Origin of the sequence: Curtobacterium sp. MCSS17_016, assembly GCF_003234255.2 — a bacterium.
GTDB classification, from domain to species: domain Bacteria; phylum Actinomycetota; class Actinomycetes; order Actinomycetales; family Microbacteriaceae; genus Curtobacterium; species Curtobacterium flaccumfaciens.
The window spans coordinates 2,629,443-2,656,016 of record NZ_CP126254.1 but is presented as its reverse complement, the minus strand read 5'-3'; the positions used below and the strand labels follow the sequence as shown (position 1 = coordinate 2,656,016).

Annotated in this window: 25 protein-coding genes and 2 tRNA genes; 21 read left to right on the top strand and 6 right to left on the bottom strand. The window is 71.1% G+C overall.

From position 1 onward, the window contains the following. The first annotated feature begins 6 nt into the window (after positions 1 to 6). The 6 genes from DEJ19_RS12475 (at position 7) to DEJ19_RS12450 (ending at position 6,556) form a co-directional block, all read left to right on the top strand. Positions 7 to 1,161 (top strand): Rv2578c family radical SAM protein, encoded by a 1,155-nt coding sequence (locus DEJ19_RS12475; RefSeq protein WP_110863373.1) that lies wholly within the window; start codon positions 7 to 9, stop codon positions 1,159 to 1,161. A 170-nt stretch (positions 1,162 to 1,331) separates the two neighbouring features. Further along, a complete protein-coding gene (locus DEJ19_RS12470) occupies positions 1,332 to 2,552 on the top strand; it encodes a sensor histidine kinase (protein WP_111233416.1) in 1,221 nt (406 codons plus the stop codon). Beyond that, the gene (locus DEJ19_RS12465; RefSeq protein WP_111233415.1) at positions 2,549 to 3,796 is read left to right on the top strand and encodes a hypothetical protein; all 1,248 of its coding nucleotides are present in this window, start codon (positions 2,549 to 2,551) and stop codon (positions 3,794 to 3,796) included. Before DEJ19_RS12470 ends, DEJ19_RS12465 begins: the two co-directional genes overlap by 4 nt. Then, entirely contained in the window at positions 3,783 to 4,484 is a 702-nt protein-coding gene (locus DEJ19_RS12460; protein WP_035808846.1) for a response regulator transcription factor, read from the top strand. Before DEJ19_RS12465 ends, DEJ19_RS12460 begins: the two co-directional genes overlap by 14 nt. Then, entirely contained in the window at positions 4,484 to 5,110 is a 627-nt protein-coding gene (locus DEJ19_RS12455) for a thymidine kinase (RefSeq protein WP_111233414.1), read from the top strand. The genes DEJ19_RS12460 and DEJ19_RS12455 overlap by 1 nt, the downstream gene beginning before the upstream one ends. Before the next feature lie 402 nt (positions 5,111 to 5,512). Next, entirely contained in the window at positions 5,513 to 6,556 is a 1,044-nt protein-coding gene (locus tag DEJ19_RS12450; RefSeq protein ID WP_111233413.1) for an LLM class flavin-dependent oxidoreductase, read from the top strand. Positions 6,557 to 6,631: 75 nt separating this feature from the next. Here the strand turns inward: DEJ19_RS12450 and DEJ19_RS12445 are convergent, their stop codons facing one another. The 5 genes from DEJ19_RS12445 to DEJ19_RS12425 all read right to left on the bottom strand — a co-directional run bounded on the left by DEJ19_RS12445 (position 6,632) and on the right by DEJ19_RS12425 (position 12,118). Then, complete coding sequence (locus tag DEJ19_RS12445) at positions 6,632 to 7,249, bottom strand: response regulator transcription factor (protein WP_111095119.1); 618 nt, start codon at positions 7,247 to 7,249, stop codon at positions 6,632 to 6,634. After that, a complete protein-coding gene (locus DEJ19_RS12440) occupies positions 7,246 to 8,280 on the bottom strand; it encodes a sensor histidine kinase (RefSeq protein ID WP_146250670.1) in 1,035 nt (344 codons plus the stop codon). Before DEJ19_RS12440 ends, DEJ19_RS12445 begins: the two co-directional genes overlap by 4 nt. Positions 8,281 to 8,436: 156 nt before the next feature. Beyond that, positions 8,437 to 8,510 (bottom strand) — tRNA-Pro (locus tag DEJ19_RS12435). 93 nt (positions 8,511 to 8,603) lie between these two features. Next, entirely contained in the window at positions 8,604 to 9,560 is a 957-nt protein-coding gene (locus DEJ19_RS12430) for a metallophosphoesterase (RefSeq protein ID WP_071405008.1), read from the bottom strand. After that, complete coding sequence (locus DEJ19_RS12425; RefSeq protein WP_111046817.1) at positions 9,557 to 12,118, bottom strand: transglycosylase domain-containing protein; 2,562 nt, start codon at positions 12,116 to 12,118, stop codon at positions 9,557 to 9,559. Before DEJ19_RS12425 ends, DEJ19_RS12430 begins: the two co-directional genes overlap by 4 nt. Before the next feature lie 50 nt (positions 12,119 to 12,168). Here DEJ19_RS12425 and sp36 point away from each other — a divergent pair, with 50 nt between their 5' ends. Next, a complete protein-coding gene (gene sp36 / locus DEJ19_RS12420; protein WP_017888699.1) occupies positions 12,169 to 12,327 on the top strand; it encodes a Sp36 family protein in 159 nt (52 codons plus the stop codon). Beyond that, a complete protein-coding gene (locus DEJ19_RS12415) occupies positions 12,324 to 12,785 on the top strand; it encodes a RidA family protein (protein ID WP_111100121.1) in 462 nt (153 codons plus the stop codon). The genes sp36 and DEJ19_RS12415 overlap by 4 nt, the downstream gene beginning before the upstream one ends. Before the next feature lie 74 nt (positions 12,786 to 12,859). Here the strand turns inward: DEJ19_RS12415 and acs are convergent, their stop codons facing one another. Further along, positions 12,860 to 14,812, bottom strand: coding sequence for an acetate--CoA ligase (gene acs / locus DEJ19_RS12410; protein WP_111233411.1), 1,953 nt, complete (start codon positions 14,810 to 14,812; stop codon positions 12,860 to 12,862). Between the two features lie 724 nt (positions 14,813 to 15,536). Here acs and DEJ19_RS12405 point away from each other — a divergent pair. From DEJ19_RS12405 to DEJ19_RS12345, 13 genes are all read left to right on the top strand, one after another. After that, positions 15,537 to 16,466 (top strand): TadA family conjugal transfer-associated ATPase, encoded by a 930-nt coding sequence (locus DEJ19_RS12405; protein WP_111095114.1) that lies wholly within the window; start codon positions 15,537 to 15,539, stop codon positions 16,464 to 16,466. Further along, positions 16,463 to 17,296 (top strand): type II secretion system F family protein, encoded by an 834-nt coding sequence (locus DEJ19_RS12400; protein WP_181441551.1) that lies wholly within the window; start codon positions 16,463 to 16,465, stop codon positions 17,294 to 17,296. The genes DEJ19_RS12405 and DEJ19_RS12400 overlap by 4 nt, the downstream gene beginning before the upstream one ends. Before the next feature lie 84 nt (positions 17,297 to 17,380). Then, entirely contained in the window at positions 17,381 to 17,623 is a 243-nt protein-coding gene (locus DEJ19_RS12395; protein WP_111095112.1) for a DUF4244 domain-containing protein, read from the top strand. A gap of 10 nt (positions 17,624 to 17,633) precedes the next feature. Continuing rightward, positions 17,634 to 17,939: a TadE family type IV pilus minor pilin gene (locus DEJ19_RS12390; protein ID WP_164941211.1), complete on the top strand. Its 306-nt coding sequence runs from the start codon at positions 17,634 to 17,636 to the stop codon at positions 17,937 to 17,939. A gap of 1 nt (position 17,940) precedes the next feature. Continuing rightward, positions 17,941 to 18,420, top strand: coding sequence for an Rv3654c family TadE-like protein (locus DEJ19_RS12385; RefSeq protein WP_111233409.1), 480 nt, complete (start codon positions 17,941 to 17,943; stop codon positions 18,418 to 18,420). Then, positions 18,396 to 21,227 (top strand): type I DNA topoisomerase, encoded by a 2,832-nt coding sequence (gene topA, locus DEJ19_RS12380; RefSeq protein WP_071405000.1) that lies wholly within the window; start codon positions 18,396 to 18,398, stop codon positions 21,225 to 21,227. The genes DEJ19_RS12385 and topA overlap by 25 nt, the downstream gene beginning before the upstream one ends. Then, complete coding sequence (gene tmk, locus DEJ19_RS12375) at positions 21,224 to 21,859, top strand: dTMP kinase (RefSeq protein WP_111054449.1); 636 nt, start codon at positions 21,224 to 21,226, stop codon at positions 21,857 to 21,859. The genes topA and tmk overlap by 4 nt, the downstream gene beginning before the upstream one ends. Before the next feature lie 25 nt (positions 21,860 to 21,884). Beyond that, on the top strand, positions 21,885 to 23,027 hold the full coding sequence (locus DEJ19_RS12370; RefSeq protein WP_071404998.1) for a DNA polymerase III subunit delta': 1,143 nt from the start codon (positions 21,885 to 21,887) through the stop codon (positions 23,025 to 23,027). Between the two features lie 24 nt (positions 23,028 to 23,051). Beyond that, positions 23,052 to 23,687, top strand: a complete 636-nt coding sequence (locus DEJ19_RS12365; RefSeq protein WP_111233408.1) for a TetR/AcrR family transcriptional regulator — start codon at positions 23,052 to 23,054, stop codon at positions 23,685 to 23,687. Positions 23,688 to 23,731: 44 nt separating this feature from the next. Beyond that, positions 23,732 to 23,804: transfer RNA gene (locus DEJ19_RS12360), tRNA-Thr, on the top strand. A 181-nt stretch (positions 23,805 to 23,985) separates the two neighbouring features. Next, positions 23,986 to 24,783: a glycoside hydrolase family 16 protein gene (locus tag DEJ19_RS12355; protein ID WP_071404996.1), complete on the top strand. Its 798-nt coding sequence runs from the start codon at positions 23,986 to 23,988 to the stop codon at positions 24,781 to 24,783. Between the two features lie 188 nt (positions 24,784 to 24,971). Then, entirely contained in the window at positions 24,972 to 25,412 is a 441-nt protein-coding gene (locus tag DEJ19_RS12350) for a BLUF domain-containing protein (RefSeq protein ID WP_051596899.1), read from the top strand. Positions 25,413 to 25,507: 95 nt separating this feature from the next. After that, positions 25,508 to 26,503, top strand: a complete 996-nt coding sequence (locus DEJ19_RS12345; protein ID WP_111233407.1) for a Gfo/Idh/MocA family protein — start codon at positions 25,508 to 25,510, stop codon at positions 26,501 to 26,503. Positions 26,504 to 26,574: the final 71 nt, after the last annotated feature.

Below are 26,574 nucleotides of genomic sequence, written 5' to 3'. Positions count from 1 at the left end.
GACGGCATGCGGTGGAGTGGACAGGCGATCGACGCCGAGCAGAGCGACGCGCTGCCCGGGATGGAATCGAACAGCGGATTCGTCCGGAGCGTGACGACGCCCGAGTTCGCCGGGGTGACCTTCCACGAGGTCCTCGCGAAGAGCGCCCTGAACCGGGTGCCGAGCGCGGACGGGTCGGGCACGTACGGCTGGACGATCAACCCGTACCGCGGGTGCAGCCACGCCTGCGTGTACTGCTTCGCCCGCCCGACCCACACGTACCTGGAGTTCGACGGCGGCGCCGACTTCGACCAGCAGATCGTGGTGAAGACGAACGTCGCCGACGTGCTGCGTCGTGAGCTCGGCAAGCCCTCGTGGGACCGTCACCCGGTGGCGCTCGGCACGAACACCGACCCGTACCAGCGGGCCGAGGGGCGGTACCGGCTGATGCCCGGCGTGATCGAGGCGCTGGCGGAGTCACGCACCCCGTTCAGCATCCTGACGAAGGGCACCCTGCTGCGTCGCGACCTGCCGCTGCTGGCCGAGGCGGCGAAGGTGGTGCCGGTCGACCTCGCCATGTCGATCGCCGTGTACGACGACTCGCTGCAGCAGTCGGTCGAGTCCGGCACCCCGACGACGTCGGCCCGGCTGGCGACCGTGCGGGCCATCCGCGACGCGGGGCTCGACTGCGCCGTGTTCCTGATGCCGGTGCTGCCGTACATCACCGACACCCGGGCGCACCTCGACGACGCCATCGGTCGGGCGACCGCGGCCGGTGCGACGAGCATCATGTACTCGGCGCTGCACCTGCGGCCGGGCGTCAAGCCGTGGTGGTTCGAGTGGCTCGGCCGCGAGCGACCCGACCTGGTGCAGCGGTACCGCGCGATGTACCTCGACAACACGTACGCGCCGAAGGACTACCGACGGTGGCTGTCGGAGCGCATCCGCCCGATCCTGGCGGCGCACGGGGTCGGACTGGGGCGCGTGGACCCGGCGACGGGGTCGATGGGCTTCTCGGAACCGCGAACGCTGCAGCGGGGGATGCCGCAGGGGCTGGGTCCGGGCCTGCCACAGGCGCTGCCGCAGGAGCAGTCGGTGCCGACGGTGTCACCGCTGAAGCGCGCCGACCCCGGGTTCGACCAGCGGCTGCTCCGGCCGACGGCCGCACAGACGCTGTTCTGAGGAGCGTCCGTCCGGGTCGTGTCCGGTCCACGTTCGGGGGACAGCGGGACCCCGGTCCGGGCCGCTATCATCGTGCGGGTCGCCGCACGGCCCCGGATTCGGGGTACACGGCCGCTGCTCCGGTGGTTGGATCGTGGACGGCGCCCTCGCCACCCGGAAGGATCCACCTCGTGCTCGGCATCCCCACGCACCTCGCACCGCGAGTGAACGCGTGGTCGACCGTGCGCGCATTCCACGCCGGCGCCATCGGCTCGCTGGTGGCCGCGGCCATCACGCTCGTGCTCTACGGCCTGTCCGAGCCCGGGGTGCGGGTCGTCGGCACGGCGCTGGCTGTCGTCCCGATGCTCGCCATGATCGGCGTGCACGTGCAGTTCGGCAACCGCGTCTCGGCGATCGCCTTCCTGGCCGTCGGCGGTGTCTGTGCCTGGTGGTTCGCCGTCGGGGTCCAGCAGCAGGTGCCGACCGGTTGGGTGACCTCGTACCTGATGTCCCTCGTCGTGATCCCGCTCATCCTGGTCGGGGGAGCAGGCGCCGTGCCGAGCCGCGTCGTGCTGTGGTCCTTCGTGGGCTTCCTGACCGGACGACTCGCGACCTGGATCGCCATCGTGCAGGCCGACCAGTCGCCCCGTCCGCTCATCCTCGCCTGGGTCACGCTGGGCTTCGTGGTCGCGCTCGTGCTCTTCACGACCCGCAGCACGGGGCGGAGCGAACGGGTACAGCCCGAGCTCCTGCGCTCCGCGCGCGAAGAACACGTGTCCGCGTACCGCGCCGGGGTCGAGGCCGAGGCGTCCGCGATCCTGCACGACACCGTGCTCAACCACCTCGGCGCGATCGCCCTCGCGCCGGACGGCCCGATGGACCCGCACCTCGCCGAGACGGTCGACGCCGACGTCGCGGTGCTCACCGGCAAGGGGTGGCTCGCGCCGGCCGCCCGCCCGCGTCCCGGGGCCGCGGCCGAGGCGTTCGGCACCATGGTCGACGAGCACCGGACGCTCGGACTCGACGTGACCGTCTCGGGTGACAGCTCCGCGCTCGAGCGCCTGGACCAGCGTGCGCTGTCGGCGGTCGTCCGGGCCGTCGGCCAGTGCCTGGCCAACGTGCGGAAGCACGCGGGGACCGACGCCGCAGAGGTCAGCGTGTTCGACGACAGCGCGTCCTGCACCGTCATGGTCGTCGACGACGGTCGTGGGTTCGACGAGGACGCCACCGGAGCCGACCGGATGGGCCTCCGCGGTTCGGTGCGAGAGCGGATCGGCCGGGTCGGCGGTGACGTCCAGATCTGGTCGTCGCCCGGTTCCGGCACGAGCGTGATGATGACCGTGCCGTACGGACCGGTCACCGGCGCGGTCACCGTGCCGGCGGTCAGCGGCGACCTGGGGATCGAGCGATGACGGCGGCTCGGCAGCGCGGGTCCCGCCGCACCGCCCAGCAGTACGACCCGCTCGGCGCGATGGGGTCGCGGCCACTGGCCGTCGTGCTCGGTGCCGGCAGCGTCGTCTGGGCACTGCTCGTGTCGATCTTCGACCGCGACGTCGTGGGCAGCCCCACCCTCAGTGCCCTCACCGTGCTGCTCGTCGCGGCCTCGGCGGTGGTGGTGCTCGCTGCCTCGAGCCCGTTCCGAGCGCCGTTCCCGCGGTCGGCGTTCGTCGCGCACGTCGGGTTGCTCGGCCTGGCGTCGGTGACGAGCGTCGCGGCGCAGTGGGGACCGGACCGCAGCGCCCTGAACGACTTCATGTCCCTGATCACCGCGACCGGCATCGTCATGGTCGCGCCGTACCGACCGTGGACCGACCTGACGATCGGCGGGCTCGTGCTGGCCGCGGTGAACGCCGTGACCTGGGGTGCCGGTGCTGCAGAGTTCCCGCACGAGGTGCCGGTCGCCGTCGCGGCGTTCCTGGCCGCGGCCCCGACGCTCGTGCTGACCGCGGCGTCCGCGGTGTTCGCCTGGACCTTCGCGGGGCTCGCCGAACGGGTGCAGATCCGTGCCGGGTCGTACTCCGTCGCACGCGCCGAGCGGGACGGCATCGCGGCGAGCGTGCAGCAGGACCGCTCGACGATCCTGTCCCGCGACGTCGCCCCGTTCTTCGCCGAGCTCCGCACACGCGACGTCATCACCGACGCCGACCGTGCCCGTGCCCGCGCGATCGCCGACGGCATCCGCGCGTCCATGGTCGCCGACGCCGACCGCACCTGGTTCGAGCACGCCGTCCGGGTCGACGGCGGCCAGGCGCCGGTGGTCGACGACCCCGACGGCCTCATCGCGACGCTCGACACCGACCAGCGGGCGGTCGTCCGCACGTTCGTCCGTGCGGCCCTCCGTGCCTCGACCGTCGACCCGGCCGGCTTCCGCGCGACCGTGCGACGAGCCGACACTCTGGCGGACCCGGCACCCCAGGCCCGCCCGGCGGACCACGCCGCCCCCGCGGCTCGGGCAGCCGCGGCGTCCCGACCCGCGCAGGCACCCGCACCCGCTCGTGTGTCCGTCGACGTGGAGCTCGCCGTCGCGGACTCCGACATCGGCATCCACCGCACCTTCGACCCCTACTTCGCCGTCCTCCGCGTGACGTTCCCCGACCTCGACGTCGCGGTCCGCCCTTCCGCCCTCGCACTAAGGTTCTCCTATGACCAGCACTGACCCGAACAGGCTCTCGGAGGGGTCGCCGTCCCTCCCGAACCCGGGAGCACGACGTGTGCGGCTGGCCATCCTCGACGACCACGAGGTGCTGCTGGACAGCCTGTCGAGCTGGATCGCGGTGAACGCGTTCGACTTCGACCTGGCCCTGACCGCGCACACCTGGCTCGAGATGGTCCACAGTGACAGCTTCCCGACCGACCTGGTGTTCCTGGACTTCCAGCTCAAGGAACCGGTCTCGATCGAGGCCCGTGTCCGCACGTGCCGTGCCGCCGGAGCGAAGGTCATCGTGCTCTCGAGCGTCGACAGCCGTGAGTCCCGCGACCGCGCCCTGGCCGCCGGCGCCGCGGCGTTCCTGTCGAAGTCGCTCCCGATGCGCGAGGTCATGGACGTCGCCCGCGAGATCATGGGCGTCGCCCGCGAGACCCCGCAGCCCCGGGAGTGGCGTCCGCTGCCGACGGGTGCGGCCGCGCACCAGCGCCCGAAGCTCAGCGCCGGTGAGGAGGAGGCGCTGCGGCTCTACGTGTCCGGCTACTCGACGAACGAGGTCGCCGCGCAGATGAACGTGCAGTACGAGACCGCCAAGACCTACCTGCGTCGCGTGCGCGAGAAGTACAGCAAGGTGGGCCGCCCCGCCTCGAAGAAGTCCGACCTCATCCGTCGGGCCGCCGAGGACGGGTTCCTCGCGTAGTGGCGAAGCTCTACTTCCGCTACGGCGCGATGAACAGCGGCAAGAGCACGGGCTTGCTGCAGGCCGCCTACAACTACGAGGAGCGCGGGCACCGGGTGCTGCTCGCCAAGCCCGCGGTGGACACCAAGGGCGACCGTGAGATCGTCTCCCGCCTGGGTGTCACCCGGACCGTCGACATCGTGTTCTCGCCGGACGCCGACGTGCGCCAGGCGGTCACCGCCGCCGGTGCCGTCGACCCCGAGTCGGAGCGCCTGGACGGCATGGTGCGGCCCGTCAGCTGCGTGCTCGTCGACGAGGCGCAGTTCCTCACCCCGCGGCAGGTCGACGACCTGCTGCGCATCGCGGTGCTCGACGAGATCCCGGTCATCACCTACGGCATCCGCACGGACTTCCGCACCGAGGCGTTCCCCGGCAGCGCCCGCCTGCTCGAGGTCGCGCACTCCCTCGAAGAACTGAAGACCATCTGCCGCTGCGGCCGCAAGGCGGTCTTCAACGCCCGGACTGTCGACGGCCGGTTCGTCTTCGACGGCTCCCAGGTCGCGATCGACGGTGTCGACGTCGCCTACGAGTCGCTCTGCGCCAACTGCTACCTGACGGAGTCCGGCGGCCGCCTCGACGGCGCCTGACGGTCTGCCGGGCGGAGACGACACTCGCTCGGTTCGTCGAGCGGTCACGACACCCCACTCGGTTTCGCCGTGCGGTCACATCGCGTCGGCGGTGCGCCTGTCGGGCGACCGGACGTGACCGGTCCGCGAGGTACGCGCGGCACGTCGTGACCGCTCGGCGTCCGAGACGCAACCGACAGGCGGCCTGGAGGCGCGGTACGGCCCCGCCACGGGCCTCCCGGCCGTCGCGCCGCACGTCCAGGGCGGGCCGCGTGCGTCAGCCGAGTGGTCGCGAATCGTCGCTGCCGCGACTTCCGGGCGACGCCCGGTGACCGGGCGGCGGCTGGACGACGGCATGTCGTGACCGGTCGACGTCCCGGTCCCGGGTGGAATGCGGGTGCGCCGGCGTGCGTTGGTGACCACATGACCGACGACACCCTGCACCTGTCCGTCCTCGACCTGGCCACCCGCGAGTACGGCCAGTCCAACACCGAGGCCCTGCAGGGGTCCATCGACATGGCCGTGCACGCCGAGCAGCTCGGGTACGAGCGGTTCTGGGTCGCCGAGCACCACGGGATGCCGGGCATCACCTCCTCGGCCCCGGCGGTGCTGCTGAGCGCCGTGGGCGCGGCCACCTCGACCATCCGCATCGGATCCGGTGGCGTCATGCTGCCCAACCACGCGCCCCTCGTCGTCGCCGAGCAGTTCGGCACCCTCCGTGCGCTGTACGGCGACCGGGTCGACCTCGGTCTCGGGCGCGCTCCCGGCACCGACGGTGCGACGGCGATGGCCCTCCGCCGCACGGACCGACTCGACGTCGACGACTTCCCGGACCGCCTGGCCGACCTGATCGGGTTCTTCACCGGCATGGGCGCGGAGAACCCGCTGGCCGGCATCCGCGCCGTGCCGGGCTACGGCGACGTGCCGGAGTTCTGGCTGCTCGGGTCCTCCGGCTACAGCGCCCAGGTCGCCGGTGCGCTCGGTATCTCGTTCGCCTTCGCCCACCACTTCGCGTCGGACAACACCGAGGCGGCACTCGCCCTGTACCGCGACTCGTTCCGTCCGTCACGCTTCCGCCAGACGCCGAACGCGCTGATCGGTGTGCAGGTCGTCGCCGACGAGGACCCCGCCGTCATCGACGAGCAGAGCGCCCCGGGCATGATCTCGTTCATCCGGATGCGCTCGGGCCGGAAGCCCGAGCCGGTGTCGATGGACGAGGCGCGTGCGTACGAGTTCAACGACCTCGAGCGTCGGTTCATCGCGGCCCGCACCGAGCGTCAGGCCTACGGCAACGCCGAGCAGGTCGCGGAGAAGATCAACGCGCTCGTGGCGTCGACCGGGGCGAACGGCGTGATCGTGTCGCCCGGTGCTGCGCAGGCGCGGTACCGGCACCAGGCGCTCGACGTCGTGGCCGGGCTGCACGCCGCCGGCAAGCTCGTGCCTGCGGGTGCTGCAGTCTCCGTCTAGTTCGCTTCGTGAGCAGGAATGGTCGGGTCGCCGTCGTGCACCCGACCATTGCTGCTCACGAAGTTCCGCGGCGCCTCAGGTGAGCAGGCCCAGGCGCGTGGCGGCGGCGACCGCCCCGACGCGGGAGCCGACGTCGAGCTTCCGGAACACGTTGTAGACGTGGCGCTTCACCGTGCCGATCGCGAGCTGCAGGTCGGCGGCGATCTCGGCGTTGGTGCGGGCGGCGGCGATGAGTCGCAGGACCTCGAGCTCGCGGTCGCTCAACGGTGAGCCGGCACGGGCCTCGGTCACCAGGTCGACCGGGAACGTGACGGGTGCCGCATCGGCGTGGGCTGCCCGGGCGATCCGGTCGACGAGTTCGCGGCTCGGGGTGTCCTTCGTGACGAAGTCGACCGCGCCGGCATCGAGCAGGGTGCGGCGGAGGACGGCGTCCCGGTGCATCGTGAGCACCACCACCCGGATGTCCGGGCGGGTGCGGCGGACCGTGGCGATCGTCGTCCGTGCCGGCGGGCCGTCCAGCTCGACGTCGAGCAGCAGGACGTCGATCGCCGCGGCCTCGGGGGAGTCGAGCACCTCGGCCGGTCGCTCGCCGTGCGCGACGACGCGGATCGTGGGGACTGCGGCCAGGATCGTGGCGAGTCCTTCGCGGAAGAGCCGGTGGTCGTCGACGATGGCGACGTGGGTGACGGTCACAGGGTGCCCCTCGGGATGGTCAGGCGGACGGTGGTGCCGTGGTCTCGGCTGCCGCGGACGCTCTCGACGTCGAGCCGGGCGCCGATCACCGCGGCACGCTCGCGCATGGTCTGCTGCCCGAGGCGGCCGTCGGCGTCGCCCTCCACCTCGAAGCCCGGACCGTCATCGGCGACCGTCACCACCAGTGCTGCGCGTGACCAGAGGAAGCGCACCGAAGCCGTCGCTCCAGGCGCGTGTTTGCTGCGGTTCGTGAGCGCCTCGAGCAGGATCGTCAGCGCTTCCTCGGCCTGCCAGTTCGGCAGGGGACCGGAGACGCCCGTCGACTCGATGGACAGGAGGTCGTCGTCGGGGAACAGGTCGCGCACGTGCCGTCGGAGCGCGTCGTCGAGCAGGGCATCCCCGACCCGGGCGTGCAGGCTCACTGCGAGGTCCTGTACGTCGCCGAGCGCGCTCCGGAGCAACCGCGCTGCGTCGTCGAGCTGGCCGGCTCGTTCGTCCGCAGGCGGGTCCGTCAGCAGGACGAGGTCGAGGCGCTGCAGCCCGGCGAGGATGCCGTGGGCGACGCGGTCGTGCAGGTCCCGCGCGATCTGCGTGCGGGAGTCCAGGTGTGCCGTGGTGAGGCGTTGGCGCAGCGCTTCCGTGTACGCGACCGCCCCGGCCGGGAACCGGCTCCAGATGCCGGCGTGCAGGGCCCTCGTGGCCCGCAGGACCTCGGCGGTGGACGCCGCGCCGACCTCGTCGACGAAGACCGGCAGGTAGGCGTCGAACAGCATCTCCGCCGCGAGCATGGCGCCGGCCGGGTGCTGGGCGTGCTCGGCGTGCAGACTGCCGGTCGCCAGGTGCTCGGGGTCGAGGAACGCGTGGCTCACGACGCTGCCGTCGGTCCCCGCGGCGTAGCGCTCGTGGGCCTCGGCGATCATCGACGAGACGTTCTCGGTGAGACTCTGCGCCAGCACCGGGTCGTCCGCGAGGTCGGGGAACTCGGCGGCGATCGCGGCGAGCACTGCGGCGAGGGGATGGTCGTTCTGCATGGCGCTTGCGAGCGTAGCGGGAGGGGCTGCTCGCGTTGGAGCAGGACCGGCTGACTGGGTCGTGGGACCCATCGGGCGGCCGAGATGCACCCGGGGAAAGCAGAAGGCCCTGGTTCCGGAGAACCAGGGCCTTCTTCGTACTGTCTCAACACAGTGTCGGGGTGACAGGATTTGAACCTGCGACCTCCTCGTCCCGAACGAGGCGCGCTACCAAGCTGCGCCACACCCCGCGGTGTGATCACTCCGTACCGGAGCAACCAGACAATACTATCCGATGATCGGGGATGCTCACGACCATCCGGCGAACTCCCGGGCGCGTCGGCTCAGGAAGCCCGTGCAGTGAGGGTGACCACGACGGCCTCGGGTCGGCAGGCGAACCGGACGGGCGCGTAGATCGAGGTGCCGAGGCCCGCGGAGACCTCGAGCCACGACCAGTGGTTGCGGTGCTCCCACTTGTGCAACCCGCTGGCGTACCGGCGGGGGAGGTCGCTGTTCGTGACGAGCGCGCCGACCCCGGGGACCGCCACCTGACCGCCGTGGGTGTGCCCGGCGAAGATGATGTCGGCACCCTGCGTCACGAAGGCATCGAGCACGCGACGGTAGGGCGCGTGCGTGACACCGATCGCCACCGGTGCGGGGCCATCCTCGTCCTCGGACCACGGCACGTCGCTGCGCATCTCGTCGACGTTGGTGGGGAGCAGGTCGAGGCGGTCCCAGTCGCGGTGCGCGTCCGAGGTGCCGAACAGTTCGAACCGGGAGCCGCGGAGTTCGATCGCGTGCGCCTGGTCGTTGAGGTCGAGCCAGCCGAGCGACTCGAAGAACGCCGTCTGCCGGTCGATGTCGAGACCGACGGGCTCCGCAGCCTTGTGCATCCGGCTCGGCCCCGAGAAGTACTTGAGCGGGTTGCGCGGGGACGGCCCGAAGAAGTCGTTCGACCCGTAGGCGAAGACACCGGGCACCCCGCGGAACGGCTCGAGCGCGTACTCCACGGCGGCGTTCGCGGTCGCGTGGCCGAGGTTGTCCCCGGTGTTCACGATGAAGTCCGGTTCGACCAGGCTCAGGTCGCGCAGCCACTGCTGCTTGTCGGCCTGCCACGGGGCCATGTGGATGTCGGAGAGGTGCAGGACGGTGACGTCACGGGAACCCGGCGGGAGCACCGGAACGGTCTCCCACCGGATCCCGAAGCGACGACGCTCGACGAGTGACCCCCACGCTGCCGAAGCAGCTCCGACGGCCGCGCCGGCAGCGAGGACACCGAGTGCGGTGCGACCGCGGGTCACTTGCAGTCCTTGGGCGCCTTGCCGTTCTTGTCGCCGTAGAGCTGGATCGTCACGTTGTCGTTCTTGTTCGCCGTGGCGTTGATCGCCGGCTCGACCGCGGCGACCTTGCAGGTCTTGCCACCGCCGCCCTTGGCGTAGCTGTCGGCGAGGTTGACGCTCGTGAACCCGGCATCGTTCAGTGCCGAGCGGGCGTCTCCGAGGGAGTCGCCGCCGATCTCCGGAACGGTCGCCTGGGTGCCGTCGGACGTGTAGACGGTGACGCTCGAGCCCGAGGACAGGAGCGCACCTGCCGCCGGGGACGTCGAGGTCACGGAGCCGGGGTTCCCCGGGCCGGGGCGTGCCCCACCGTCGACGTAGGTGAACCCGGCGCCCGAGATCGCCGCGCGGGCTTCGTCAGCCGTCTTGCCCTGCAGGTTCGGCAGTGCCTTGGCGTTGCCGCGGATCGCGTTCTGCTGCGGGTCCGTGAACGGGCCAGCGGGGTAGATCGCGTTGATCGGGGTCATCGCCTCGCGCCAGACCTTGGCGCGGTCTCCGGCGTACGTTCCGCCGACACCGTTGCTGAAGTGACGGAGGTTGATCTTGCGACCGTCGGTGTTGCCCTGCCAGTAGGCGGTGGCCACGCGCGAACTCGCACCAACGAGCCAGATCTGGTCAGCCTCGTCGGTGGTACCCGTCTTGCCGAACAGCTGGGTGCCGTCAGGCGTCTGCGCGCCCACTGCCGTTCCGCTCCTGATCGTGCCCTTCATTGCATAGATCGCTGCCTGGGCGAAGGCCGGATCGACGGCCTGCTGGCAGTCCTTGGTCTGGCCGCCGAGCTTCTTGCCGGACGGCGACGTGATCTCGTCGATCGCGATCGGCTTGCAGTAGATGCCGTTGTTCGCAACGGCCGCGTACGCCGCAGCCATCGTCATCGGGGCGATCTCGTTCGTGCCCAGGATCGCGGAAGGGTTCTGGTACTGCAGCTCTGCGCCGTCCGCACGGTGGACACCGAGCGACTGCGCGATGTCGCGGATGTCGCAGAGGTCGAGCTTCTGCGCCATCGAGGCGAACGCACCGTTGATCGAGCCGGCGGTGGCGCCCAGCACACTCCAGTTGCCGCCTTCACCGGGAGCGTCGTTCGAGACGTCGAACTTCGTGTAGTCGGTCTGACCGCAGATCGTCCACGGCGTGACCACTCGTTCAGCACCGCTGACGGTCTCGTTCAACCCGTGTCCGGCCTTCACCCAGTCCAGCAGCGTGAACAACTTGTAGGTCGAGCCGGTCTGGAAGCCCTTCGAGCTGCCGTACTTCTCGTCGACGCTGTAGTTCAGCGAGGTCGATGTCGGCGCCGACTTCAAGGACTCGTCGAAGTCTTTGTTCTGTGCCATCGTGATGATTCGGCCGGAGCCAGCCTCGATCGAGTTGAGCGTCGAACCCAGGGCCAGGTTCGTCTCGGCCTTGTTGTCGTAGGTGTTCAGCAGACGCTTCTGCTCGGCGTTCAGGTCGATGTTCAGCGTCGTCTGGATCTTGTAGCCGCCGTTCCGCCAGGCGGTGTCGCGAGCCTTCTGCGACGAGCCGAGCTGCGACATCTCGAGCACGACCTTCTTGGCGTAGTCGCAGAAGAACTGCGAGCCGTCGCCGACCGAGGCGCGGCAGCCCTGCGAGGGCTGCGTCAGGTGCACGTAGTCCGCCGGCTTCGACTGGCGAGCCGTTCGGTACTCGGCCTCGGTGAGGTTCTTCTGGTCGTACATCGAACGGAGCACGACGTTGCGCCGGGCGACGTTGGCGTCGTACTTCTTCGGGCTCGACAGGTTGCGCGCCTCGGGGTACTGCACGATCGCGATGAGCGACGCGGCCTCGGCCGGGGTCAGGTCGGTCGCGCTCTTGTTGTAGTAGTGCTGCGCCGCGGCCTGCACGCCGTAGGTCTGGTCGCCGAAGTAGGCGATGTTCAGGTAGGCGGTGAGGATCTCCTTCTTCGAGTACTTCTTCGCCAGCCCGATCGCGAGCTTCATCTCCTCCAGCTTGCGGGGGATGGTCTGCTCGACGGCCTCGTTGTAGGCCTTCTCCTGCTCCTTCTTGGTGGGGAGGTTCAGGGCTTCGTTCATCTTGATGTTGCGGACGAGCTGCATGGTCAGCGTCGACCCACCGCCCGAGTCGCCGAGGCCGCCCGCGATGCTGCCCACACCGGCGCGGATGAGCGACGTCATGTCGACGCCGCCGTGGTCGTAGAAGCGCTTGTCCTCGCCGTCGATCGCCGCGTTCTTCAGCTGGTCGCTGATCTGGTCGAACTTCAGCTCTTGGCGGTTCTGGTCGTACAGGGTGGCGAAGTGCACCGACTTGCCGCCCGAGTACGCGTACAGCTCGTTGCGCTGCGGCAGGTCACCGATCTCGATGTACTCCGGCAGGGACTCGAACACACCGATCGTGGACGTCGTCGTGACACCGGCGACGGCGATGGCCGGCGTGACGCCGATCGTGACGAGCAGGCCGGCGAGGGCACTGAACCCGACGAATCCGATGAAGGCGCCGACTGCTGAGACGGGCTTGGTCCGCGATGCAGACGTCTTCTGGGCAGACATAGGATGCAGCCTAAACGACACCCCCGACTGAAAGGCTGGCAAGGAACCGCATGACTCGCTGGGAGTACTTCACCACGCCGCTGATGATCCACAACACCACCGCGATCCTCAACAACTACGGGGACGAGGGCTGGGAGCTGGTCCAGATCGTCACCGGGCCCGAGGGCGGTCTCGTCGCCTACCTGAAGCGCCCCAAGGCCGACGCATGAGCGTCTCCGACCGGCTCGCCGAACTCGGCCTGGCGATCCCCGCGGTCGCCGCGCCCGTCGCCGCCTACGTGCCCGCCGTCGTGACGGGCCAGTACGTCTACACGGCGGGCCAGCTGCCGTTCGTCGACGGCGCCCTGCCCGTGACCGGCAAGGTCGGCACCGACGTCGACGCTGAGACCGCCGCCGCGCAGGCTCGCGTGGCCGCGCTGAACGCCCTGGCCGCCGTGCAGTCGGTCGCCGGTTCGCTCGACCGCGTGGCCCGTGTCGTCAAGGTCACGGTCTTCGTCGCGTCGGACCCGTCGTTCACGGGGCAGCCCGCTGTCGCGAACGGCGCGTCGACCCTGGTCGGCGAGGTCTTCGGCGACGCCGGCGTCCACGCGCGGAGCGCGGTGGGCGTCGCCGTGCTCCCGCTGGACGCGCCGGTCGAGGTCGAGCTGGTGGTGGAGCTCACCGCCTGACGGCAGCGACCGACGGAACCAACGCGAGCAGGGCCTCCAGATCTGACTGGAGGCCCTGCTTCCGTCCGGCGGGACTACATGAGTTCCGCGATGGTCGCCATGATCGTCGGGTCGGCGAGCGTCGTCGTGTCGCCGATGCGGCGGCCCTCGGCCGCGTCGCGGAGCAGCCGCCGCATGATCTTGCCGGAGCGTGTCTTCGGCAGCTCCGGCACGATGACGACCTGGCGCGGCTTCGCGATCGCGCCGATCCGCTTGCCGACCCAGTTGCGGAGCTCCGCGGAGGCGGTCTCGCGGTCGACGTCTGCGGCGGCCTCGGCCGTCAGGATGACGAAGGCGACGACGGCCTGCCCGGTGGTCTCGTCGGCGGCCCCGACCACGGCGGCCTCGGCGACGCCCTCGTGGCCGACCAGGGCGGACTCGATCTCGGCCGTCGACAGGCGGTGTCCCGAGACGTTCATGACGTCGTCGACGCGCCCCTGCACCCAGATGTCGCCCTGCCCGTCGAGCCGCGCGCCGTCGCCGGCGAAGTAGCGGCCGGGGAACCGCGACCAGTACGTCTCGACGAACCGGTCCGGGTCGTTCCAGATCCCGCGGGCCATCGACGGCCACGGCTCGGTGATCGTGAGGTAGCCGCTCTCGCCAGGTTCGGCACGGTTGCCGTCGTCGTCGACGATCTCGGCGACGATGCCCGGCAGGGGCGTCTGCGCGGCGCCGGGCTTGAGCTTCGTGACGCCGGGCAGCGCGGAGATCATGATGGCGCCGGTCTCGGTCTGCCACCACGTGTCGACGATCGGCGTGCGGTCGTGGCCGATGACCTGGCGGTACCACTGCCACGCCTCGGGGTTGATCGGTTCGCCGACGCTGCCGAGCAGGCGGAGGGTCTCGAGGCTGCGCGCCTCCGGGATCTCGCGGCCGGCCTTCATCGCTGCGCGGACCGCCGTGGGTGCGGTGTAGAGGACGGTGACACCGTACGCGTCGACGAGGTCCCACCAGCGGCCGGGCTTCGGCTCGTCGGGGGTGCCCTCGTAGAGCACCTGCGTGACGCCGTTGGCGAGCGGGCCGTAGACGACGTAGGAGTGGCCGGTGATCCAGCCGATGTCGGCGGTGCACCAGTAGACGTCCTTCTCCGGGTGCATGTCGAACACGTTCTTGTGCGTGTACGCCGCCTGGGTCAGGTAGCCGCCGGAGGTGTGCACGATGCCCTTCGGCTTCCCGGTCGTGCCCGAGGTGTACAGGATGAACAGCGGGGTCTCGGCGGGGAACGCCTGGGCCTCGTGGGTCGGTGCCGCCTTCGCCAGCTCGTCGTGCCACCAGACGTCGCGGTCGTTCCACACGATGTCGTTGCCGCCGCGCTTGACGACCAGGACGTGCTCGACCGTGTCGGTGCCCTCGCCGGTCAGTGCCTCGTCGACGGCGGGCTTGAGCGGTGAGACGACACCCCGCCGCCACCCGCCGTCCGCGGTGACGACGAGCTTCGCGCCGGCGTCCTCGATGCGGGCACGGAGGCTCTCCGCGCTGAACCCGCCGAAGACGACCGAGTGCACGGCACCGATGCGGGCGACGGCGAGCATCGTCACGACGGCCTCGGGGATGAGCGGCAGGTACACGACCACCCGGTCGCCCTGGCCCACGCCGAGGTCGGTGAGCATGTTCGCGGCGCGCTGCACCTCGGCGGTCAGCTCGGCGTAGGTGATCCGGCGCGTGTCGCCGGGAGCGCCCTCGAAGTGGATCGCGACCCGGTCGCCGTTGCCGGCGCGGACGTGCCGGTCGAGGCAGTTCTCGGCGACGTTGAGCGTGCCGTCGGCGAACCACTTCGCGAACGGGGCACCCGACCAGTCCAGGGTCTGCGTGAACGGGGTTCGCCAGTCGAGCAGGGAGCGGGACTGCTCGGCCCAGAACGCCTCGCGGTCGGCTGCTGCTGCGTGGTGGAGGTCCTCGCCGGCGACCGCGTCGGCCACGAACTCGGGCGGCGGTGCGAAGGTCGCTCCGTCGTCGCCTCGGGGGTCGGTCTGGGTCGGAGTGGACATCGATGTCCTTTCGCGTCGTTGCGGCCTCTGGTGGCATCCGTCGCCGGTGCCTGCGTGCATCCGGAGACTACCCCTCGGCCGGGTCGGGGCGCGGCACGCCCGGAGGTCGTGTCCGGGGTTGCCCTGGAGGGCCGATCGTGGGGTACAGTAGATCCCGCTGGACTCGTTTCCGGCGGCATCGAATCGGATTCCCCCCAATCCCTCGATGTCAAGGCGGCACCTGTTCCCCCCAACCGGTGCCGCCTCTTCTGTTTCCCGGGGTCCGACTCGAGCGATGGTGGCTCGTCGGGCTCCGCCGTGTGCCCCGATCCGCGCAGGCACGCCGGTCGCGTGGACAGACCGGTCCATGCTCGTGCATGCATTCTGCATGTTCTTGCGTAGCAGGTGCTACGCACAGTCCGGCCGGGGGAAGCGGGGGTGGTGGGTAGCCCCGAGCGCGTCGGTGTCGCATCATCGACCGGGGTACGGCTTTCCGTTTCGGGGGACAAACCGGTCCGTTGGTGGGGCACTCCGACGTTGTCCACAGAAGTGGGGACCGTCTCGGCTGAAGGCCGAAGTGCTCCCTACCGTCGGCGGCATGCCCCTGCACCGTGCTCCACTGCTTCCCCGCGCGTCGGCGCCGTCCGCGTCGACATCGCCTGCGTTCTCGGCACCGGCGCGGGCGCATGCTCCGTCCGCGCCGTTCCTGCCCGGAGCAGCGCCTCCGGCTCGTCGTCGGGCGTCCGTGGTCGTCGAGTTCGAAGAACTCGCCGCCCTGGTGGCTGATGCCACCGTGACGGACGTCCTGGTGCTCGGCGGCGTGGGGACGTGGGTCGACCGCGGCACCGGCCTCGAAGCCGTCCAGCCGCGACTGACCGAAGCACGTACCCGCGAACTCGCGACCCGGCTCGTCGCGCTCGGCGGTCGCCACGTCGACGAGACCACCCCGTGCGCGGACGTCCGGCACGGCGACGGCGTCCGGGTCCACGTCGTCCTCGCGCCGGTGTCCGTCGGGGGCACCGCGGTGTCGATCCGACTGCCACAGGTCCATCGACCCTCCCTCGCCACCCTCGAGCGCGGCGGGACCTTCGCGTTCGTCCCGCGCTCGGTCGTCGAGGACGCCGTCGCGGCGCGCCGGAACGTCCTGGTCACCGGCGCGACCGGCAGCGGCAAGACCACGCTGCTCGCGGCGATGCTGGGCAACGTCCCCGTCGACGAGCGCATCGTGACGGTGGAGGACGTCGCGGAGCTCCGGATCGCCCATCCGCACGTCGTCGCGCTCGAGGCGCGGCAGGCGAACGCCGAGGGGGTCGGCGCACTCGGCCTCGACCGGCTCGTGCGCGAGGCGCTGCGGATGCGACCCGACCGGATCGTCGTGGGGGAGTGCCGCGGCGCCGAGGTCCGCGAACTCCTCTCCGCCCTGAACACCGGGCACGACGGCGGAGCCGGCACCGTGCACGCCAACGGCATCGCCGACGTCGCCGCTCGCCTCGAAGCACTCGGCGCACTCGCCGGCCTCGGTGCCGAGGCGCTCGCCCGGCAGGCCGTCAGCGCGTTCGACCTGGTCCTGCACGTGGAGCGGCGAGCAGGCCAGCGACGGCTCGGCGGCGTGGGCACGTTGTGCGTCGGCCCGGACGGGAGGCTCGAGGTGCGCCCGGTGGACGGGCTGCGGTGAGGCGACCCACACCCGACGGCCCGGCGCGGGTGGCCGGGGTGCTCGACCGGGTGGCGACGCTGGTCGCGGCGGGGGTCCCGCCACCGCGGGCCTGGCAGCTCGTCGGCGGACTGCCCGGGGCCGGAGGACCCGCCCGGCAGGACATCGTCGTCGTCCTCCGCGTGGCGGACCGGACGGGAGCGCCCGTCGCGGAGACCCTCCGCGGGCTCGCCGGCGCGCTCCGACGCGCCGCAGCATCGGACCGGGCGATCCGCGTCGCCCTGGCGGGCCCGCGGACGAGCGCCCGGGTCGTGCTCGCGCTGCCGCTCTTCGGGTTGGGGCTCGGTGCGGCCTGGGGTGCCGGTGCCGTCGAGGTCCTGGTCGGTTCACCGGCCGGTTGGGCGTGCTCGTGCACCGCGGCGGCCCTCGTCCTGGCCGGGCGACGGTGGACCGCCCGGCTGGTCCGGTCCGCGACCCCCGACGGCCGCGTCCCCGGGGTGCTCCTCGACGCCTGGGCCGTGGCGGTCGCCGGGGGCGGGTCGTGGACCACCGCCGGGCAGGCAGTCGCCGAGGCGTCCGCGGGAGCCGTCCCGCCCGCCGACGACCTGCACCGACTGCGGGAGGTCCTCGACCTCGCCCGACGCGCAGGGGTCCCGGCGGCGGTGCTGCTCCGCCGCGCTGCCGAGGACGTCCGCGACGAGGCCGCCGCCGACGGGCTCGTGGCAGCGGAACGGCTGGCCGTCCGACTGGTGCTGCCGTTGGGGGTCTGCGTGCTGCCGGCCTTCGTGCTCGTCGGGGTGGTGCCCGTGGTGGTCGGGGTCCTCTCCTCCACGGTGGGCGGGGCCGCGTGACCTCTCCACAGATGGCGCCGAGGCCGCTTCGTCGACACCCCAACCAGGACACGCTGGTCCCACCGAACAGAAAGGACGGACTCCATGAGCACCACGTCATCCCCCGACCGCCGCACCCGTCGGGCCATCCGGCACCACCGTCGCCCGCGTCGCCCCGTCGCCCGGTGGTCGTCCCGGCTGCGGGACGACCGGGGATCGGCCACCGCCGAGTACGCGGTCGTCATCCTCGCCGCCGTGGCCTTCGCCGGTGTGCTCGTCGCGGTCATGCGCTCCGGCGAGGTCCAGACCATCCTCACCGACCTCGTCCGTGGCGCGCTCTCGCTGTGAGCGCGGCTCCGTGACCGTCGAGTTCGCGGTGGCGCTCCCCGTGGTGGCGATCGTGCTGACCGCCCTCGTCGCGGCCGTCCTCGTCGTCGACGCGCAGGGCCGTCTGCAACTCGCCGCAGCCACCGCCGCCCGGGCGATCGGGCGTGACGACGAGCACCAGGGCCGGTCCGCGGCCGACCGGATCGCTCCGGGGGTCTCGGTCGTCGTCCGGTCGGACGGTGACCTGGTCTGCGTCGACGCCACGCGCGGCGGGACCGGTCCCTTCGCGGCGCTCCCACTGACCGCGACGGCGTGCGCCGCGGCCCGAGGGGGCTGACGTGACGATCCCCGACGGCCAACGCGGCTCGGCGACCGTGCTGCTCGTGGCGGTCCTCGGCGTTGAGGTCCTCGTCGGGTCCACGGCGCTCGCCGCCGCCGGCCACCGCACGCAGGCCCTCCGCGCCCAGGGCGCCGCCGACGCCGCCGCCGTGGGCACCGCGGCGGCCGCCACCGGGCTGGTACCGGGGGAGCCGTGTGCGGTCGCGACCCGGATCGCCACGGCGAACGGGGCCGCCCTCGACGCCTGCGAACTCGTCGCCACCACGGCCCGCGTCCGCGTGGTCGTGGGCACCGGACCGTTCGTCGTCGGCGCACTCGCGGTGGCCGGTCCGGCAGGCGACCCGCCCGAACACTATGTGTATGGTGTGCCTGTCGGCCCGCGGTCACCGATGTCCCGGTCGACCCGGACACGCTCGTGGCCAGGGCCGATCAGCACCATCGATCAAGGAGACACGTGCCAGGCACGAAGAAGCTCGTGATCGTCGAGAGCCCTGCGAAGGCGAAGACGATCGCGCAATACCTCGGTGACGGATACGAAGTCCAGGCCTCGGTCGGACACATCCGCGACCTCGTCGAGCCGAAGAACCTGCCGCCCGAGCTCAAGAAGGGCTCCCTCGGCAAGTTCTCGGTGGACGTCGACAACGGCTTCGAGCCGTACTACGTCGTGTCCGACGCCAAGAAGAAGACCGTCTCCGAGCTGAAACGCGCCCTCAAGGACGCCGACGAGCTCTACCTCGCAACAGATGAAGACCGCGAGGGTGAAGCGATCGCGTGGCACCTGCTGCAGGTACTGAAGCCGAAGGTCCCCGTCAAGCGGATGGTCTTCCACGAGATCACGAAGGAGGCGATCCAGCGCGCGCAGGAAGCCACCCGTGAGCTCGACACCGCCCTCGTCGACGCGCAGGAGACCCGCCGCATCCTCGACCGGCTGTACGGGTACGAGGTCTCCCCGGTCCTGTGGCGCAAGGTCGCCCCCGGTCTGTCCGCCGGCCGTGTGCAGTCCGCCGCTACCCGGCTCGTCGTCGACCGCGAGCGCGAGCGCCTGGCCTTCGTGTCCGCCAACTACTGGGACCTCTCCGCCCGGTTCGAGAAGGCCGGCGAGTCCTCCTTCTCGGCGCGACTCGCCCGGATCCACGGCACCCGCGTCGCCTCCGGCCGTGACTTCGACGACCGCGGCACGCTCAGCGGTGACGTCGTCCGGCTCGACGAGGCCGCTGCCGCGTCGCTGACGACGGTCCTCGAGCGCGCCGGTGACGCCACCGTCCGCAGCGTCGACTCGAAGCCGTACACGCGACGCCCCGCCGCGCCGTTCACCACGTCGACGCTCCAGCAGGAAGCCGCGCGCAAGCTCCGTCTGTCCCCGCGACAGACCGCTCGTGCTGCGCAGACCCTGTACGAGAACGGCTACATCACCTACATCCGTACCGACTCGGTCTCGCTCTCGAAGCAAGCCATCGACGCCGCTCGCAAGCAGGCAGCCGATTTGTACGGTTCGGCCACCGTGCCCGACAAGCCCCGCCTCTACGCGAGCAAGAGCAAGAACGCGCAAGAGGCGCACGAGGCGATCCGTCCCGCCGGTGACTCCTTCCGCACCCCGCAGGACCTGCAGGGCACCCTCACCGGTGTCGAGTGGCGCCTCTACGACCTCATCTGGAAGCGCACCATCGCGTCCCAGATGGCGGACGCCAAGGGTTCGACCGCGTCGATCGTGCTCGGCATCTCCTCCACCGAGTCGGTCGAGGGCATCGCCTCGACCGCGAACGGCACGGATGCCGAGTTCACCGCATCCGGCACCGTCATCACGTTCCGCGGCTTCCTCAGCGCCTACGAAGAAGGCCGTGACGAGGACCGCCACGAGTCGTCCGAGCGTGCGGGCCAGGACGTCGCCCTGCCGAACGTGGCCCAGGGCGAGCACCTCGCGGTCACCGACGTCGAGGCGAAGGGGCACGACACCACCCCGCCGCCGCGCTTCACCGAGGCGAGCCTCATCAAGACGCTGGAAGAGCTGGGGATCGGGCGTCCGTCGACCTACCCCACGATCAGCCCGACGATCATCGACCGCGGCTACGTCTCGCTCCGCGGCACGCAGCTGGTGCCGAACTGGATCGCGTTCAGCGTCGTGCGCCTGCTCGAGGAGTACTTCGGCGAGCTCGTGGAGTACGACTTCACCGCCGAGATGGAAGAAGACCTCGACCGCATCGCCCGCGGCGACGCCGATCGGGTGGACTGGCTCAAGGGCTTCTACTTCGGTGGCGGCGACGACGACCAGCGCGGCCTGCGGACCGTCATCGACAACCTCGGTGAGATCGACGCCCGCGAGATCAACTCGGTCGAGCTCGCTCCGGGCCTCACGCTCCGGATCGGTCGGTACGGCCCCTACATCGAGGTGCCGAGCGACGACCCCGAGAAGCCGCGGCGCGTGAACGTGCCCGAGGACCTCGCTCCCGACGAACTGACCGTCGAGAAGGCGAAGGAACTCGTCGACGCACCGGTGATCGGCGACCGTGTCGTCGGGATCAACCCGGAGACCGGAAAAGAGGTCCTGGCGAAGGACGGCCGCTTCGGCCCCTACGTCACGGAGCGCACCCCGGAGCCCGAACCCACCGTGGACCCGAAGACCGGCGAGGTCGTCGAAGCGCCCGCAGCGGCAGAGGCCCCCGTGGCCGACGCGGCTGCTGCGACCGCGACGAGCGAGACGGCATCGGCGACGGCGACGGCGAAGAAGGCCCCCGCCAAGAAGGCGCCTGCGAAGAAGACGACGAAGAAGGCCGCGGCGCCGAAGGAACGCACCGCTTCGCTCTTCAAGTCGATGGACCCGCAGACCGTCGACCTCGAGACCGCGCTGAAGCTCCTCGACCTGCCCCGCGTCGTCGGCCAGGACCCGGAGACGGGCAACGACATCACGGCGCAGAACGGCCGGTACGGGCCGTACCTGAAGAAGGGGACCGACACCCGGACCCTGCCCGGCGAGGACGCGATCTTCGACATCGACCTGCCCGGTGCACTCGAGCTGTTCGCGCAGCCGAAGTACGGCGGCAACCGCACCGCGAGCGCCGCGCTCAAGGAGTTCGACGCCGACCCAGTGTCCGGCAAGCCGATCAAGATGAAGGACGGCCGGTTCGGGCCGTACGTCACCGACGGCGAGACGAACGCGACCATCCCGAAGGGCGAGGACGTCGAGGCCGTCGACCACGCCCGCGCGGTCCAGCTCATCGCCGACAAGCGTGCCAAGGGGCCGGTCAAGAAGAAGACCCCGGCCCGTCGGACGGCGGCCAAGAAGAAGTGACCGGTCGCTTCATCACGCTCGAGGGCGGCGACGGCGCGGGCAAGACGACCCAGGCGGAGCTGCTCTCGGCGTGGCTCGGTGCGCACGGTCGGACCGTTGTCCGCACCCGCGAGCCCGGCGGCACCGACCTCGGCGTCCAGATCCGGCAGATGGTCCTGCACGAGCGGGGCCACGTCGCACCCCGGGCCGAGGCGCTGCTGTACGCGGCTGACCGTGCCCAGCACGTCGAGACGGTCGTCCGTCCGGCGCTCGCTCGCGGCGAGGTCGTCCTGCAGGACCGCTACATCGACTCGTCCGTCGCCTACCAGGGCGTCGCGCGCGGCCTCGGCGCCGAGCAGGTCCGGTCCGTCTCGGAGTGGGCAGCGGACGGTCTGGCACCGGACCTCACGATCCTGCTCGACCTCGACGTCACCGTCGGACGCGCCCGGGTGGCCGCGGCGCGGGGCGACACCTTCGACCGTCTCGAGTCCGAGGCTGCGGCGTTCCACGAGTCCGTCCGTCAGGCCTTCCTCGCGATGGCCGAGGCCGAGCCGGTGCGCTTCCTGGTGGTCGACGCCTCGGCCCCGACCGACACCGTGCAGGACGCGGTCCGTCGAGCGGTGGCCCCGCTCGTCGGGATCGACCCGGCATGACGGTGGTCACTGACAGGATGGTCCCGTGAGCGTGTGGGACGGCTTGACCGGGCAGGAAGAAGCGGTCGCGTCGCTGCGCAACGCGGCCGAGTCCACCGACGGCACCGGCGGCATGACGCACTCGTGGCTCATCACCGGCCCGCCCGGATCGGGTCGGTCGAACGTGGCGACCGCCTTCGCGGCGGCGCTCGTGGGCAACGGCCCCGACGACGACCACACCCTGCGGCAGATCACCGCGAAGACCCACCCCGACGTCTCGGTGCTCACGACCCAGCGCGTGATCATCACGATCGACGAGATCCGGCAGCTCGTCACCTCGTCGTACTACTCGCCGTCGGTCGGCCGCTACCGGGTCGTCATCATCGAGGACGCCGACCGAATGACCGAGCGCACCTCGAACCTGCTGCTCAAGGCGCTCGAGGAACCCCCGGAGCGCACGGTGTGGATCCTCTGCGCCCCGAGTGAGGCCGACCTGCTGCCGACGATCCGGTCGCGCGTCCGCTCGGTCCGCCTGCGCGTGCCCGGCATCGAGTCCGTCGCCGACCTGCTCGTCGCCCGGACCGGTGTCGACCGTGCCCTCGCGATGGATGCTGCTCGTCAGGCGCAGAGCCACATCGGCATGGCACAGCGCCTCGCCACGAGCGAGCCGGCACGAGACCGTCGCCGCCGGACCCTGACGACCGTGCTCGGTGTGCGGAGCGTGGGCGATGCCGTCATGGCGGCCGCCGAACTCCTCGCCGTCGCCGACGAGGACGCCAAGTCCATCACCGAGCAGCGCGATTCCGAAGAGCGCGACGCAGCCCTGCGCTCGCTCGGGGTCGAACCCGGGGGGACGATCCCGCCGGCGCTCCGGTCGCAGCTCCGCGCCCTCGAGGACGACCAGAAACGCCGGGCCACCCGGAGCCTGCGCGACGGCCTCGACCGCATCCTGGTCGACGTCTCGTCCCTGTACCGCGACCTCCTCCTGCTGGGGCTCGGAGCCCCGGCGGAACCGGTCAACCTGGCCATGCAGGACCAGCTCGAACACGCGCTGCCGACGACACCGCCCGCTGCCGCGCTCGAGGTCCTCGACGCCGTGGCCCTGGCGCGCCAGCGCATCGCGGCGAACGTGGCGGCACTCCTGGCGCTCGAAGCACTGCTCGTCACCATCGCCCGCGCCCGCCGCTGAGGCTCGGCGTGCGACAATCACGGCATGCCCGACGCTGAACCCGGCCTGCGCGAACGGAAGCGCCGCGCCACCCGGCGCGCCATCCAGCAGGCTGCGCTCCGGATCGCCATCGAGGACGGCCTCGGGGCGGTGACGGTGGACGAGATCTCCCGGCGGGCAGACGTCTCGCCGCGGACGTTCTTCAACTACTTCCCGAGCAAGGAGCAGGCGATCCTCGGGGACGACCCGCAGCTGCCCGACGACGCCTCGCTGCAGGCGTTCGTCGACGGTGGTCCGAGCGGTGACCTGCTCGCGGACATCGGCACGCTGCTCGTGCACTCCACGCGCGAACTGATCGAGGAGCGCGGGCTCATCGAGGAGCGCCAGCAGGTCCTCCGCGCGAACCCGGAGCTCTTCAGTCGTCGCATGGCGTCCATGAAGGAGTTCCAGGCGGAGCTGCAGGCGGCCGTCACGCGCCGGCTCGTACACGCCGACCCGGAGCTCGCCGCCGACGCCGAGGCACTCCGCCGTCGCGCGGGTCTCGCGGCCATCGTCGCCCTCGCCGCCCTGCGCCACGCGTGGTGGGAGTGGTCGGGTTCCGAGGCCGGAACACACCTGGTCGACGAGCTCGAACGGTCCTTCTCCGAGCTCGGCGTGCTGGTTTCGCGTTCACTCGTCTGAACCTGTATAGTCATTGCTCGTGCCACTCCGGACATGGAGTGTGCGCCGCCTTAGCTCAGTCGGTAGAGCGATTCACTCGTAATGAATAGGTCGTCGGTTCGATTCCGACAGGCGGCTCCGTGAACACCCCGGTCAGGCCCACTCGAAGTGGCTCTGACCGGGGTTTTCGTATTCCGGACGAAACCCGCGTCCCTCGCCCGAGGGACAGACGTCGGGCGCGTTCGCGGGCTAACCTTGTCCGCGAAACGGGGGACACGATGACCGACCACCAGCCCAGCGCTCCACCGGCGGTGACGCCGTGCTGAAGCGTGTCCTGGTCATCGTCGTGGTCGCTGCCACCGCCGGAGCCCTCGCGGTCACCGCGGCAGCCGTGCCCGAGTCCCGTGCCACGTCCGCCTCGACCTCGTCGCCGAGCACCGGTCCGTCCGCGACCCCGACGGCGTCCGCGACCGGCCCCGCGTACCTCGCGGACCGCGAGCCGACCTTCTCCGAGGACTTCGACACCCCCGCAGCAGCGGGCGGCCCCTTCGCCGAGACGTACCGGAACTCGTGGCAGCCGTACCCCGACGGCACGGGCGGCAAGTACTACTCGGACAAGCTCATCAGCGCCCACGACGGCTACCTGGACGTCGCGATGGACGGGGAGCACGGCGCCGCCGGGACGTTCGGCACGCCCACCGGCGCCTGGTCACACGTCGGCGGCACCTTCAGCATCCGTGCGCGGGCGACCGGTGGCGACGGCAACGGGATCGCGGTCATGCTCTGGCCGACGTCGAACGCCTGGGCGGACGGCGAGCTGAACTACCCGGAGGGGCAGTTCAACGGCTCACCGCGCGTCTTCCACCACTCGATGCTCCAGGGGCTCGAGAAGCGGACCGAGCACTACAACACCCGGGTGTCCTGGAACGACTGGCACACCTACACGACCGAGTGGGTGCCGGGGAAGATCATCCGGTACTACCTCGACGGCAAGCTCGTGTTCACGGTGCCGCGCAACGTGCCCACCACGCCGCATCGCTACATGTTCCAGATCGGCAACTGGGGCGACCCCGGGCACGTGCAGATCGACTGGGTCCGCACCTACGACACGGAGTGACCAAACCCCCCGGACGGGGGCTCCGAATCAGTCCGGTCGTACGACCCGACACCCGTGTGCTCGCGTCGATGACCCGAACCTCGACGCGGGTGCGCGGGCGGGAACGATCCCCGTTCTGGGGCTGCCCGACGGCGTCGGTGCGGTCCACGATGAGAGGGAACCCGTTCCGTCGTCACCGAGAGGTCGTCATGCTGCTGTCCCTGGTCTACATGAGCGCAGCGAACGAGGTGTTCGACCAGGAGCGGCTCGACGCACTGCTCGAGCACGCACGGGTCCGCAACACCGCGTCCGGCCTGTCCGGTCTGCTCGTCTACAAGGACGGCCGGTTCATGCAGCTGCTCGAGGGCCCCGAGGCAGCCGTGCTCGAGACGTACCAGCGCATCATCGACGACCCGCGGCACACCGACGTCGGCCTGCTCGTCGAGGAGCGTATCCACACCCGGCGTTTCGGCGAGTGGAAGATGGCGTTCCACCGCGAACCGGACGCCGACCTGCCCGACGGCTTCGACTCGTTCCTCGCCGAGGGCGATGCGAGCGCCGACACGAGCCGTGCCCGTGAGCTCCTGCGCTGGTTCCGGAACCACCCGATGGCCGCCCCGGACGCCGCGCTCGGCAAGCACCGCCGCTGACGACCCGAGGCGGGCGCCGCCGCTGACCGCCCGACGCGGACCCCGCTGACGACCGCCGCGGGCCGCGCCACACCCCGCGCTGGTAGACAGGACCCATGACGGTTCGCTGGGGAGTCATCGGCACAGGCGGCATCGCACGGTCCTTCGTGGGTGACTGCACCGCGGCCGGCATCGTGTTCACGGCCGTGGGCAGCCGCACCCGCGAACACGCCGAGGCCTTCGCCGCCGAGTTCGGCATCGAGCGGGCCCATGGTTCCTACGAGGACCTGGTGGCGGACGACGACGTCGACGCGGTCTACGTCGCGACCCCGCACGTCCGGCACGCCGAGGACGCCCTGCTCGCGATCCGCGCGGGCAAGCACGTCCTGGTCGAGAAGGCCTTCACGATGACCGCGGACGAGGCCCGGACGGTCGTCGACGCCGCGGGGCAAGCCGGTGTCGCGGTGATGGAGGCGATGTGGACCCGGTTCCTGCCCCAGATGGCGATGATCCGCGAGGTCGTCGCCGAGGGACGGATCGGCCGCCCGATGGTGGTCGAGGCGACCCACCACCAGGCCCTCCCGACGGACCCCGGCCACCGGTTGCGCGACCCGGCACTCGGCGGGGGAGCGATGCTCGACCTCGGGATCTACCCGGTGTCCTTCGCGGTGGACGTGCTCGGGGTGCCGACCGCGCTGGTCGCAGCCGGGACGCTGAGCGAGCAGGGCGTCGACGAGCAGATGGGCCTGGTCATGACGCACGAGGGCGGTGCGCAGTCGATGATCCACTTCGGGATGGACCTGCGGAGCCCGAACACCGCGTCGATCATCGGCGAGACCGGCCGCATCGACCTCGACTCCACCTGGTACACGCCGACCACCTGGCGGATCCGCGATCGCGACGGAGCCGTCGTCGAGGAGTTCGACGGTCGCGAGGAACTCGCCGGCTACGAGCACGAGGCCCGCGCCTTCGAGACGATGATCACGTCGGGCCGCCACGACGGCGGCCCGATGGACCCGGACGAGACCGTCGCGATCATGGCGGTGCTGGACGAGGCACGACGCCAGGTCGGGGTCCGGTACCCGGCCGACGGTCCCGTCACGGCTCCCTGATCCGGCTCCCGTCCGCCACGGATCCCGGATCCGGCCTGGAGGCTCCTGCCGCAGTTCCGTAGGATCGGTCG